We start from the raw sequence: 11,583 nt of genomic DNA on the forward strand, positions 1-11,583 counted from the left end.
CGGCGGAGAACGGGCGACGGCGGAGGAGGCGGCGGGTGAGCGGCGGGGCGGCACGGGTGGCGCTGGTGGGAGCGCACGGTTTCGGCGAGATCCACCGCCGCAACCTCGCCCGCCTCGCCGGTCTCGGCCGGGCCGAGTTCGTCGCGGTGGCAGACCCCGTCCCGTTCGCGCCCGGCGAGCTCCCCGGCTCCGTCGCTGTCCATCCCGACCTGGAGGCGCTGCTCGCTGCCGAGCGCGACCTCGACGTCGTGATCGTCTCCACCCCGCTGCACACCCACCTGGAGCTCGCCGAGCGGGTGCTCGCCTCCGGCGCCGACCTGTACCTGGAGAAGCCCCCTGTCACCTCGCTCGCCCAGTTCGAGCGGCTGCGGTCGGCAGCAGTGGACGCCGGGCGGCTCGTGCAGGTCGGCTTCCAGAGTCTCGGTTCGCACGCCATCCCGTGGCTGCGCTCTGCGCTCGCCGCGGGGGACGTCGGCGACGTCCGCGCCGTGACCGCGTCCGGCGTGTGGTCGCGCACGCACGGCTACTTCACGCGGTCCCGCTGGGCCGGCCGGCGCACGCTGGACGGGGTGGATGTGGTGGACGGCGTCGCCACCAACGCGTTCGCGCACGCGGTGATCACGGCGATGACGGTGGCGGGCGTGCGCGGCGGTGACGACCCGCGGCGCGTGGAGGTGGACCTGCACCGCGCCAATCCGGTGGAGAGCGACGACACCACCGTGGTGCGGCTGCGCCGCGCGGACGCGGACCCGGACGTCACCTGCGCGCTCACGCTGTGCGGTCCCGACAACGCCGCGGAGCCGTTCGTCACGGTGCACGGCTCGGAGGCGACGGCGACCTTCTACTACGTCATCGACGAGGTGCACGTGGCGGGGCCGGAGGGCGTGAGCATCGAGCGGTTCGGCCGCACCGACCTGCTCGAGAACCTGCTGAAGGCGCGGGCGGGGAGGGCGGAGCTGCTCTGCGCGCTCGAGGACACCGCCCCGTACATGCGGGTGCTGGAGGCCGTGCGGACCAGCCCCGACCCGCATCCCATCCCGCCCCGGTTCTGGGAGCGGCACGGCACGGGCGCGGACGAGCGGGTCGTCCTCCCCGGCATCGCGGACGCCATCCGGCGTGCGTGCGCCGCGGAGTCGTCGTTCACCGAGCTCGGCCTGCCGTGGGCGGTCGCCGGGCGTGACGAGGATGCCGCGGCCTTCGCGCTCGACGGCGGCCCGGCGCCGGCGGTGCCGCACGACGGTGAGGAGCTGGCCGCCGCCCTCGCACCGCGGCCGTACCTGCACCCCGTGCGCACCCGCTCCGGGGCGGTGCTGACCGATCGCTCGCCGCTCGACCACCCGTGGCACCTCGGCGTCGGGGTGGCGCTGCCCGCCGTGACCGGGCCGGGCGGCCGGTCCAACCTGTGGGGCGGCCCGGACTACGTCCCGGACGCGGGCTATCGATGGGGGCGGACGCACGGAAGCGCGATCGTCTCCGAGCGCTCGCGGCGGCCGGACGCCGAGCGCACGCGGCTTGCCTGGCGGGATGCGCGCGGCGACATCGTCCTCCACGAAAACCGCACGTGGTCGTGGCGGACGGTGGACGAGCAGACCTGGCGCCTCCGGCTGCGCATCGAGCTGAGCGCCGCGGCCGGTCCGGTCCGGCTCGACAGCCCGGGATCGCTGGGCAGGCCGGGAGCGGGCTACGGTGGCTTCTTCTGGCGGTTCGCGCCGTGCACCGGCATCGAGGTGCGGACGCCGGAGGCCGAGGGCGAGGCCGCGACGAACGGCGCCCGCGCGCCGTGGCTGCTGTGGACGGCCGCCTTCGACGGGGCCCGCCGCAGCGTGCTGTTCTGCGCCCCTCCCGAGGCCGACGATCCCTGGTTCGTCCGCACCGCCGAGTACCCCGGCGTCGGCTCCGCGCTGGCCTGGGACGCCCCGCTGCTGCTCGAGCCAGGCGAGCCCGTCGTCCGCACGCTCGCCGCGGTCGTGAGCGACCGCGCCCTCAGCGCCGCCGACGCGCACCGCCTGGCCGCCGGCCGGCCCTGAACTCCGCCGCTACCGGGGCGCCGGGTCCGTGGACCGGCGCACGACGAGCTCGGGCTGGAACACGGTCTGGCGCGGGATCAGCTCCTCGTCCGCCGTCTCCTCGAGCAGGATGCGCAGGGCCGTTCGCCCGATCATGGTGCTCGGCTGCCGGATCGAGGAGAGCGGGACGGCGGCGGCGCCCGCGAACGAGATGTCGTCGAAGCCGATGATCGCGATCTCCTCCGGCACCCGCACGCGGCCCTCCTGGATGAGCGATTGCAGCAGGCCCAGCGCGATCAGGTCGTTCGCGGCGAACAGCGCGTCCGGCCACTCGTTCCGCGGCCGGGACAGGATGCGCGCCCCCGCGGTGACGCCCTCGGCGACCGTCATCGCGGTCGTCGCGACCACCTCCAGCTCGCAGTCCGGTCCGGAGTTCTCCGCGGCCACCCTGGCGCCGGCGAGCCGGTCGTTCACCTGCCGGATCCCGAACGGGCCGCCCACGAACGCGATGCGCCGCCTGCCCGTCCCGATCAGGTGCTCGACCGCCATCCTGCCGCCGGCGACGCTGTCCACCGACACCGAGCTGTACCGGCTGCTGCCGCCGAACCGGTCGACGAGCACCGCGCGGATGCCCCGACGGCGCAGCCGCTCCAGCCGCGGCTGGATGTCGCCGAACGGCGCGATCAGCACGCCCCGCACCTGCTGCTCCTCGAACAGGTCGAGGTACAGCTTCTCCCTGGCGTCGTCCTCGTCGGTGTTGCCGTAGAGGATCGCGATGTTGTGCTTGGACGCCTCGTCCTCGGCGCCGCGCACGACGTCGTTGAAGAACGGGTTCTGGCCGTTCAGCACCACGAACCCGACCGCGGAGCTGACCCCTTTGCGCAGCCGCCTGGCGGCGTCGTTGCGCACGTAGCCGAGCTGGTCGACGGCCCGGCTGACGCGCACCACGAGCTCGGCGGAGACCTCGTCCGGCCGGTTCAGCACGTTCGACACGGTGCCGACGGAGACGCCGGCGGCTTGCGCGACGTCCCGAATGCTGACCGGTTGCATCGTTGCTCCCTCGACCGCTGTCCGTGTTCATGAGCCTCGCTTGACCGAGGCGCTCGACCTCAATATAGTGTGCCTGAATCGTACATGAATCGATTCATTTGATGTTCACCTCGACGAGGAGGAAAGCGTGACACTCACGGACCGGCCGACAGCGGCGCCGCCGGTGCTCGAACTGTCGAAGGTCGTCAAGTCGTTCGGGGCGGTGATCGCGCTCCGCTCCGGCAGCCTCCGGCTCGAGCAGGGATCCATCCACGCGCTCGTCGGCGAGAACGGTGCGGGCAAGTCCACCCTCGTCAAGATCGTCGCCGGGCTGTACCGGCGCGACGCCGGCGACATCCGGCTGCGCGGCGAGGAGGTCGACTTCGGCTCGACGGCACAGGCCAAGGCGGCGGGCGTCGCGGTGATCTACCAGGAGCCGACGCTGTTCCCCGACCTCTCGGTCACCGAGAACGTGTTCATGGGCCGCCAGCCCACCGACCGTCTCGGCCGGATCGACCGCAGGCGGATGCGCACGGAGGTGCTCGACCTGTTCCGCCGGCTGGGCGTGCAGATCGACCCGGACCGGCTCGCCGAGGGCCTCTCGATCGCCGACCAGCAGATCATCGAGATCGCCAAGGCCGTCGCGCTGGATGCGCGCGTGCTGATCATGGACGAGCCCACCGCCGCCCTTTCCGGCGTCGAGGTGGAGCGGCTGTTCGCCGTGGCCAGGAGCCTGCGCGACGAGGGCCGCGGCATCGTCTTCATCTCGCACCGCTTCGACGAGGTGTTCTCGCTGTGCGACACCATCACCGTGATGCGCGACGGCTCGTTCGTCTCCTCCGACCCCGCCGACGAGGTGACGGAGGACGAGATCGTGCGGCGCATGGTCGGCAGGGACGTCACCGAACTGTTCCCGAAGCAGGAGACCGTGGTCGGCGAGCCCCTGCTCGTGGTCGAGAACCTGTCCTCCGCCGGTGTCTTCAGCGACGTGAGCTTCACGGTCCGCTCCGGCGAGATCGTCGCCCTCGCCGGCCTCGTCGGCGCCGGCCGCAGCGAGATCGCCCGCGCGGTATTCGGCGTCGACGGCTACGACGGCGGAACGGTCCGCGTCGCCGGCCGCGTCGTCCCCAGGCGCCGCCCGACCGCCGCGATGGCCGCGGGCCTCGCGCTCGTGCCGGAGGACCGGCGCAAGCAGGGCCTCGTGCTCGACGAGTCGGTGTCCCGCAACGCGACGCTCGCCATCCGCGGCCGGCTCTCGAAGCTCGGCTTCATCCGGAACGCCGCCGAGAACGAGGCGGCGCGCGTGTGGGCGAGCCGCCTCCAGCTGAAGACCAGCGCGCTCGACACCCTGGCCGGGACGCTCTCCGGCGGCAACCAGCAGAAGGTCGTCCTCGGCAAGTGGCTGGCCACCGAGCCGCGCGTGCTCATCATCGACGAGCCGACCCGCGGCATCGACGTCGGCACCAAGGCGGAGGTGCACCGGCTGCTCTCCGAGCTCGCCGGCCGGGGGATGGGCATCCTGATGATCTCGTCCGAGTTGCCGGAGGTGCTCGGGATGGCCGACCGCGTCCTCGTCGTCCGCGAGGGCAGGATCACCGCCGAGCTCGACCGCGAGCACGCCGACGCCGAGAACGTGATGTTCGCCGCAACGCACGCCGCCGAGGAGGCCGCACGATGACCACCCCGACCACGACGCCACCGGCGCCGGCCCCGGCCGCGCCGAGCAGGGCGACCCGCCTGTTCCGCAGCTTCACCCGCGCGAGGGAGACCGGCATCCTGGTCGCCCTGATCGTGGTGATCGCGGTGACCACCGCGATCAACCCGGCCTTCCTGTTCAGCCAGGACGGCTGGCGCGACCTGCTGCTCACCCCGGCCATCCTCGCCCTGGTGGCGATCGGCCAGGCCATCGTCATCATCACCCGCAACGTCGACCTGTCGGTCGGCTCGGTCGTCGGCCTCACCGCCTACCTGACCGGCCGGCTGTTCATCGACATCCCCGGCATCCCGATCATCCTCGTCTTCGTGATCGGCGCGGCGGCGGGAGCGGTGCTCGGCCTGGTCAACGGCGCCCTCGTCGCGTTCGGCAAGGTGCCCGCGCTCGTGATCACCCTCGGCACGCTCTACGCCTACCGTGGCATCAACGTGCTCTGGACGGGCAGCAACCGGATCAACGCGAGCGACCTGCCATCCGGTTTCCTGGACCTCGGGACAGGGTCGTTCCTGACCATCCCGTTCCTGACCATCCTCGCCATCGTGGTGCTGCTGGTCGCCGGCTGGTACCTGCGGAACCGCCGCGGCGGGCGCGAGCTGTACGCGATCGGCTCCGACCCGGCCGCCGCCGAGCTGTACGGCCTCAAGGTGACCAGGCGCATCCTGATCGCGTTCGTGCTCTCCGGTGCGCTCGCGGGTCTCGCGGGAGTCCTGTTCGTCTCCCGCTACGGGACGGTCAGCTCGCAGACCGGGACCGGCCTGGAGCTGCAGGCGGTCGGCGCCGCCGTCATCGGCGGTGTCGCGATCTTCGGCGGCAGCGGCTCCGTGTACGGCGCCGCCCTCGGCGCGATGCTGCTGCTCACCATCAACCGCGCGCTGCCGATCCTCGGCATCCAGGACTTCTGGCAGCAGGCGGTGGTCGGCGTCCTCATCATCGGCGCCATCGTCCTCGACCGCATCCTCGCCCTGCGGCTCTCGCGCCGTCTCGTCGCCGAAAGGGAGGTCAGCGCATGACCGGCACCGACGCCCCCACCACGAGCGCGACCGCGGCGGCGCGCACCTACCCGGACTACGGACGGCCGCTCTGGCAGCGCTGGCTGCTCACGCGGGAGAGCGCCGTGATCGCCGCCCTGGTGGTCGTGGCGGTCGTCGCCGCGGCCGTCGTCCCCAACTTCGGGACGCCGATCACGCTCGGCTTCCTGCTGCTGGACGTGACCCCCATCCTGCTGATCGCCCTGCCGATGACCCTGGTGATCGTCTCCGGCGAGATCGACCTCTCCGTCGCGAGCACGCTCGGCCTCAGCAGCGTCCTGCTCGGCGTCCTGACCAAGGCGGGCTGGCCGATCGAAGCGGCGATGGTCGTCTGCCTGGTGGTCGGGATCGTCGCGGGAGCGGTCAACGGCTTCCTCGTGACCGTGGTCGGCCTGCCGTCCCTCGCGGTGACGATCGGCACGCTCGCGCTGTTCCGCGGGATCGCGGTCGGCCTGCTCGGGACGACGGCCATCACCGAGTTCCCGTTCTTCTGGCAGAACCTGGCGCAGCAGCGCTTCGGCACCTCCGGCATCCCGGTCGTCATGGTCCTGGTCGTCGTGCTCATCGTCGTGTTCGCGCTTCTGTTGCACGCGACGCCGTACGGCCGCGGCCTGTTCGCGCTCGGGCTCAGCTCCGAGACCGCGCAGTTCTCCGGCGTGCACGTGGCGCGGACGAAGTTCGTCGCGTTCATGCTCACCGGCCTCGTCGCCGCGCTCGCCGGGATCTACTGGACGCTGCGCTACGGCAGCGCGCGTGGCGACAACGCGGTGGGCCTGGAGCTGTCGGTCATCGCGGCCGTGCTGCTCGGCGGCGTCTCGATCTTCGGGGGCAAGGGCGCGATGCACGGCGTCATCGCCGGCGTGCTGCTGATCGGCGTGCTGCAGAGCGCGCTGCGCCTCGCCAACGTCAGCTCGGACGCGATCAACATCATCACCGGTGTGCTGCTGATCGTCTCCGTGCTCTCTCCCCGTGTCCTGGCCTGGATCCGGGCCACCCGTGCCACCCGCCGACGGAATCTCACCCCGTAGGCGTCCCGGCGCACCGCACTGCAATCACCATCGAAAGGAACAAGGATGTTGCCCTCCACCACACGCCGCACCAGCACGCGGCTGCTCACCCTGGGCGCCGGCGTCGTCGCCGTCGCGCTCGCCCTCACCGCCTGCTCGAGCGGCTCCGGCGGAGGCTCGGCCTCCGGCGGCGGTGACAAGAACTACAAGATCACCTTCCTGCCCAAGAACCTCGGCAACCCGTACTTCGACACCTCCGACAAGGGCGGCGAGACGGCCGTGAAGTCGTTCGGCGGCACCTACAACCAGGTCGGCCCGTCGACAGCGACCGCGGACGCGCAGGTCAGCTACATCAACACGCTCACCCAGCAGCAGGTCGGCGCGATCGTCCTCTCGGCGAACGACCCGACCGCGCTTGGCTCCGCGCTCACCCAGGCGAAGCAGTCCGGCGTGAAGATCGTGACCTTCGACTCCGACACCGACGCGAAGTACCGGGACGTGTTCGTCAACCAGGCGACCACCGAGGGCATCGCCAAGGTGCAGGTCGACATCATCACCAAGGAGATCGGCGACAGCGGCGAGGTCGCCATCCTCTCCGCCTCCGCGAACGCGACGAACCAGAACGCGTGGATCGAGCTGATGAAGAAGGACCTGGCGGCCGACCACCCGAACGTGAAGCTGGTGGACACGGTGTACGGCAACGACGACGACCAGACCTCGTTCGACAAGACCGCAGCGCTGCTGCAGACGCACCCGAACCTGAAGGGCATCATCTCGCCGACCACGGTCGGCGTCGCGGCCGCCGCGCGCTACCTGTCCACGTCGGACGCGAAGGGCAAGGTGAAGCTGACCGGCCTCGGCACGCCCAACCAGATGCGCGAGTACGTGAAGGACGGCACGGTCGACGAGTTCGCGCTGTGGAATCCGGAGGACCTCGGCTACCTCGCCGCGTTCACCGCGAAGGCCCTGATCGACGGGAAGATCACCGGCAAGAAGGGCGACTCGTTCGAGGCGGGCAAGCTCGGGAAGTTCACCGTGGGCGACAACGCGACGGTGCTGCTCGGCGACCCGTTCGTCTTCAACAAGGACAACATCGACAAGTTCAACTTCTAGCCGTCGACGCGAAGGGGGCCGGGCGCGCAGTGCGCCCGGCCCCTGTCGCGTCCGGCGCCCCGGCCCGCCGCGAGAGGACGCGACACGCCGCCCGACCGGGGACTGAACGGCGCGTCGCGACCGTTCGACGCGACTGACCGCCGGTCAGGAGGGGGCGGTGGACGCGCGGACGACGAGGTCGAGGCCGACGCGTTCCGTCCAGCGCGGCGGCTCGCCGTCGGCGATCCAGCCGAGGAGCAGCTCGGCGCAGCGGCGGCCGACGGCGCTCGGGTGATGGTCGAGCGCGGTGATGCCCGGGCTCACGTACCGGAACGGGGTGCTGTCGACCGCCGCGGCGACCAGGAGGTCGCGCCCGATGCGCAGGTCGCGGGAGCGCGCCGCATCCACGACGCCGAGGGCGGCGCCGTCCGGAACGCCGACGATCGCGTCCGGTGGGTCGGCCGAGTCCAGCAGGTCGCCGGCGATCGCGCCGACCGTCTCGGCGGACGCCGTGAACGTCGACCCGCGCAGGCGCGGCTGGACGCGGTGGTCGGCGCACCAGGCGAGGTAGGCTCTCTCGACGCCGAGCCCCCACGCGGAGTCGGATCCGCCGCTGATCATGGCGGGAGCTTTCGCGCCGCGCGCGAGCAGATGGTCGAACAGCAGATCCACCGCCGACCGGTGGTCGGGTTCGACGACGACGGCGGCGTCGTCCGGCAGGCCGAGCATCCGCTCGCTCGCGACGATGCGCGTACCGCTCGCCACGAGTTGCGCGACGGTGGGGTCGTCGGCGAGCGCGTCGACGATCAGCAGGCCGTCCACGTCGTCGGGGCTCGGTGCTTCGCCCGGGGGCAGGATGCTGAGCGCATAGCCCGCGTCCCGCGCGCCCTCCGCCGCCCCGAATACGAATGCCATGTAGTACTCGAGCAGCCCGATGTCCCGCGGGAGGTGCACTCCGACGATGCCGGTGCGGCCGCGGCGCAGGTGGCGAGCGGCGGTGTTGCCGCGGTAACCCAGCTGTGTCGCCACGGACCGGATGTGCGCGCGCGTCGTCTCGGAGATCCGCCCGGAGCCGCCGAGCGCGGCGGACGCGGTCGTGCGCGAGACGCCGGCTTCCAGTGCGACGTCGAGGAGCGTGACGGGCTGTCGGGTCATCGGGTACCGGGTAGGGCCAGGGCGGGCATGGTCAGAGACTACCGGGGGCCGGGCATCGCCCCCGGTAGCGCTCCGGTCCTAGTGCAGGCCTTCGAACTGCGGGGTCGGCGCCCGGAAGCCGCGCGTGACGAAGGCGAGCCAGATCACCCCGAGCACGCAGCAGCCGATGCCGACGACGAGAGCGAGCGGCGAGAGGCTGGTCCAGAGCCACACCGTGATCAGGAAGCCGGCGCCCGGGACGAGCAGGTTGCCGAACACCTCGCTGCCGCTGCGCTCGCGCTGGTCGATGAAGTAGTGCTTGATGACCGACAGGTTGACCAGCGAGAACGCCGCGAGCGCACCGAAGCTGATCAGCGAGGACACCGTCGTCAGGTCCAGCACGAGAGCGAGCAGCGCGACGACCGAAGTGACGACGATGCCGGCGACGGGGCTCTTCCAGCGCGGGCTCAGCCAGCCGAAGATTCGGCGCGGGAGCACCCCGTCGCGGCCCATCGCGTAGATGATCCGGGAAACGGCCGCCTGCGAGGTCAGTGCAGAGCCGAGCGCTCCGGCGACGTAGGCGGCGGTGAAGAAGGCCGTCAGGAATGCGCCGCCCGCGTGCTGCATGACCTCGACCGATGCCGAGTCCACGTCGCTGAACGTGGAGTGCGGGTACACGAGGTACGAGAGGTAGGCGAGCCCGATGAAGAGCACGCCGGCGATGATCGTGGTCTGCATGATCGCGCGCGGCACCACTCGGCGGGAGTCCTTGGCCTCCTCGGAGAAGGTGCTGACGGCGTCGAAGCCGAGGAACGACAGACAGAGGATGGCCGCGCCGGACAGTACGGGGAAGAGCCCCGGCGCGCTGCCGTCTCCGACGATCGGGTCGAGCGGGTCCGCGGCTCCCGGCGAGCCGAGGGCGATGCAGGCAATGACCACGAAGACCACGATGAAGAGGGCTTGCACGCCGATGATCAGGTAATTCGTGCGGGCGACGGTGACGATGCCGAACAGATTGAGCGCGGTGACGAGCGCGATGCTGGCAAGGGCGAACACCCATCCCGGCACCGCGGGGAAGGCCGCGTTGAGGTAGATGCCGATCACCAGGTAGTTGATCATCGGGAGCAACAGGTAGTCGAGCATCAGCGTCCATCCGGTGAGGAACCCGACCGGTCCCCCGAATGCCTGCCTGCTGTAGGCGTACGCCGAGCCCGCAACGGGGAACGCGCGCGCCATCCTGCCGTACGAGCGTGCCGTGGACAGCATCGCCGCCAGGGTGACGGCGTAGGCGACGGGGAGGCGGCCTCCCGTGATCTCCGTGACGATGCCGTAGGTCGTGAAGATGGTGAGCGGCACCATGTAGACGAGCCCGAGCAGCACGAGCGACGGCGTGCCGAGTGCTCGGCGCAGGCTGATCGCGTCGGTCGGGGGTGCGGTGGACGTGGATGGGGTGTTCATTGGGGGGTTCCTCTCGGCGTCATCGGCGAGTGCGCGCACGAAATGCGGAATCGATCCCGCACACGCCCGTCCAGGATAGGCCTCCTCAGGATCGGCCGCAACCGCGGGCCCCATCCCGCTCGCGACCGAGGGGACGGGCCTCGCCGAACGCCCGAGAGCTGAGCGGCGCGCCGCGTCCCCTCGATGACCAGGACCGCTCCTCAGCGCACGGCGGGCGGCGGGTTGTCCGGCAGCCAGTCCGCGAACCGGGTCTCGACGATCGTCGCGTCCGGGCCGGGGAGCAGCATGTCGTCGGTGAGGCGCTGCCCGAAGTAGAGCGCTTCCGGGTCGGCGACGACCCTGCGCGGGTCGCCGCGGAAGGCCAGGCCGGTGCGGATCAGGTCGTCGAGGCCGAACTGCTCGGGGCCGGCGACCTCCACCGTCCGGTTCAGCGGCTCGTGCGCGGTGACCCGCGCGACCTGGGTGGCCACGTCCTCCGCCGCCATCGGCCGGATCTGCGCGTGCGAGAGGTGCACCTCGTCGCCCACCGTCGCCGAGGCCGCGATGCTGGTCACGAACTCGAAGAACTGGGTGGCGTGGACGAGCGAGAACGGGATGCCGCTCTCGGCGATCAGCTTCTCCTGCGCGACCTTCGCGCGCATGTAGCCGCTGTCGGTCATCCGGTCGGAGCCGACGACCGACAGCGCGACGTAGTGGCCGACGCCCGCCTTCTTCGCGGCGGCGATGATGTTGCCGGTCGCGGTGGTGAAGAAGCGCATCACGTCGTCGTCGGCGAACGACGGCGAGTTGGAGACGTCGAGCACCGTCGACGCGCCGGCGAGCGCCGCATCCAGCCCCTCGCCCGTGATGGTGTCGACTCCCGAGTTCGGGGAGGCGGCGACGGCGTCGTGGCCGTGTGCGATCAGCTTCTGCACGACCTTCGAGCCGATCAGGCCCGTTCCTCCGATGACGACGATTCTGGACATGCTGTCCTCTCTTCCTGTTGGCGTTCTTCTCGGTGCGCGTGCGGCGGCGGGTGGGACCAGCCGCGGTCTGCTTGGCGCTGCCCCGGGGGAGGGCCGCCTGAAACCCGGTGCTCCCGCTCTTACCTCGCGGCTCGGCCGGACGCGTCGGAA

9 protein-coding genes are annotated in these 11,583 nt (G+C 71.4%); 5 read left to right on the plus strand and 4 right to left on the minus strand.

Going from position 1 to position 11,583, the window contains the following annotated elements; all coding sequences use genetic code 11:
• Positions 1 to 35: 35 nt before the first annotated feature.
• Complete coding sequence (locus ACTHMF_RS14180) at positions 36 to 2,027, plus strand: DUF6807 family protein (protein ID WP_440318449.1); 1,992 nt, start codon at positions 36 to 38, stop codon at positions 2,025 to 2,027.
• 9 nt (positions 2,028 to 2,036) lie between these two features.
• Here the strand turns inward: ACTHMF_RS14180 and ACTHMF_RS14185 are convergent, their stop codons facing one another.
• Positions 2,037 to 3,056 (minus strand): LacI family DNA-binding transcriptional regulator, encoded by a 1,020-nt coding sequence (locus tag ACTHMF_RS14185; protein ID WP_440318451.1) that lies wholly within the window; start codon positions 3,054 to 3,056, stop codon positions 2,037 to 2,039.
• 127 nt (positions 3,057 to 3,183) lie between these two features.
• Between ACTHMF_RS14185 and ACTHMF_RS14190 the strand changes: the two genes are divergently transcribed.
• From ACTHMF_RS14190 to rhaS, 4 genes are read left to right on the plus strand one after another with little or no spacing between them, the layout of a single operon-like run.
• Positions 3,184 to 4,713, plus strand: coding sequence for a sugar ABC transporter ATP-binding protein (locus ACTHMF_RS14190; RefSeq protein WP_440318453.1), 1,530 nt, complete (start codon positions 3,184 to 3,186; stop codon positions 4,711 to 4,713).
• Positions 4,710 to 5,759, plus strand: coding sequence for an ABC transporter permease (locus ACTHMF_RS14195; RefSeq protein WP_314148693.1), 1,050 nt, complete (start codon positions 4,710 to 4,712; stop codon positions 5,757 to 5,759). Before ACTHMF_RS14190 ends, ACTHMF_RS14195 begins: the two co-directional genes overlap by 4 nt.
• Positions 5,756 to 6,805, plus strand: a complete 1,050-nt coding sequence (locus ACTHMF_RS14200) for an ABC transporter permease (RefSeq protein ID WP_314148694.1) — start codon at positions 5,756 to 5,758, stop codon at positions 6,803 to 6,805. Before ACTHMF_RS14195 ends, ACTHMF_RS14200 begins: the two co-directional genes overlap by 4 nt.
• Before the next feature lie 45 nt (positions 6,806 to 6,850).
• Positions 6,851 to 7,897, plus strand: coding sequence for a rhamnose ABC transporter substrate-binding protein (gene rhaS / locus ACTHMF_RS14205; RefSeq protein ID WP_314148695.1), 1,047 nt, complete (start codon positions 6,851 to 6,853; stop codon positions 7,895 to 7,897).
• 144 nt (positions 7,898 to 8,041) lie between these two features.
• Here rhaS and ACTHMF_RS14210 read toward each other — a convergent pair whose 3' ends face one another.
• The 3 genes from ACTHMF_RS14210 to ACTHMF_RS14220 all read right to left on the minus strand — a co-directional run bounded on the left by ACTHMF_RS14210 (position 8,042) and on the right by ACTHMF_RS14220 (position 11,433).
• On the minus strand, positions 8,042 to 9,031 hold the full coding sequence (locus ACTHMF_RS14210) for a LacI family DNA-binding transcriptional regulator (RefSeq protein ID WP_440318455.1): 990 nt from the start codon (positions 9,029 to 9,031) through the stop codon (positions 8,042 to 8,044).
• A 78-nt stretch (positions 9,032 to 9,109) separates the two neighbouring features.
• Entirely contained in the window at positions 9,110 to 10,468 is a 1,359-nt protein-coding gene (locus tag ACTHMF_RS14215; RefSeq protein ID WP_440318456.1) for an APC family permease, read from the minus strand.
• Positions 10,469 to 10,668: 200 nt separating this feature from the next.
• A complete protein-coding gene (locus ACTHMF_RS14220) occupies positions 10,669 to 11,433 on the minus strand; it encodes an SDR family oxidoreductase (RefSeq protein ID WP_440318458.1) in 765 nt (254 codons plus the stop codon).
• Positions 11,434 to 11,583 lie beyond the last annotated feature (150 nt).

Source organism: Leifsonia sp. (assembly GCF_051955155.1).
In the GTDB taxonomy this organism is placed as follows: Bacteria; Actinomycetota; Actinomycetes; order Actinomycetales; family Microbacteriaceae; genus Leifsonia.

What these genes read in the sequence shown, in the direction of transcription:
- ACTHMF_RS14185 (WP_440318451.1), bottom strand. Translation starts at nt 3,056, where the DNA reads ATGCAACCGGTCAGCATTCGGGACGTCGCGCAAGCCGCCGGCGTCTCC.
- ACTHMF_RS14195 (WP_314148693.1), top strand. Translation starts at nt 4,710, where the DNA reads ATGACCACCCCGACCACGACGCCACCGGCGCCGGCCCCGGCCGCGCCG.
- ACTHMF_RS14200 (WP_314148694.1), top strand. Translation starts at nt 5,756, where the DNA reads ATGACCGGCACCGACGCCCCCACCACGAGCGCGACCGCGGCGGCGCGC.
- rhaS (WP_314148695.1), top strand. Translation starts at nt 6,851, where the DNA reads ATGTTGCCCTCCACCACACGCCGCACCAGCACGCGGCTGCTCACCCTG.
- ACTHMF_RS14210 (WP_440318455.1), bottom strand. Translation starts at nt 9,031, where the DNA reads ATGACCCGACAGCCCGTCACGCTCCTCGACGTCGCACTGGAAGCCGGC.
- ACTHMF_RS14215 (WP_440318456.1), bottom strand. Translation starts at nt 10,468, where the DNA reads ATGAACACCCCATCCACGTCCACCGCACCCCCGACCGACGCGATCAGC.
- ACTHMF_RS14220 (WP_440318458.1), bottom strand. Translation starts at nt 11,433, where the DNA reads ATGTCCAGAATCGTCGTCATCGGAGGAACGGGCCTGATCGGCTCGAAG.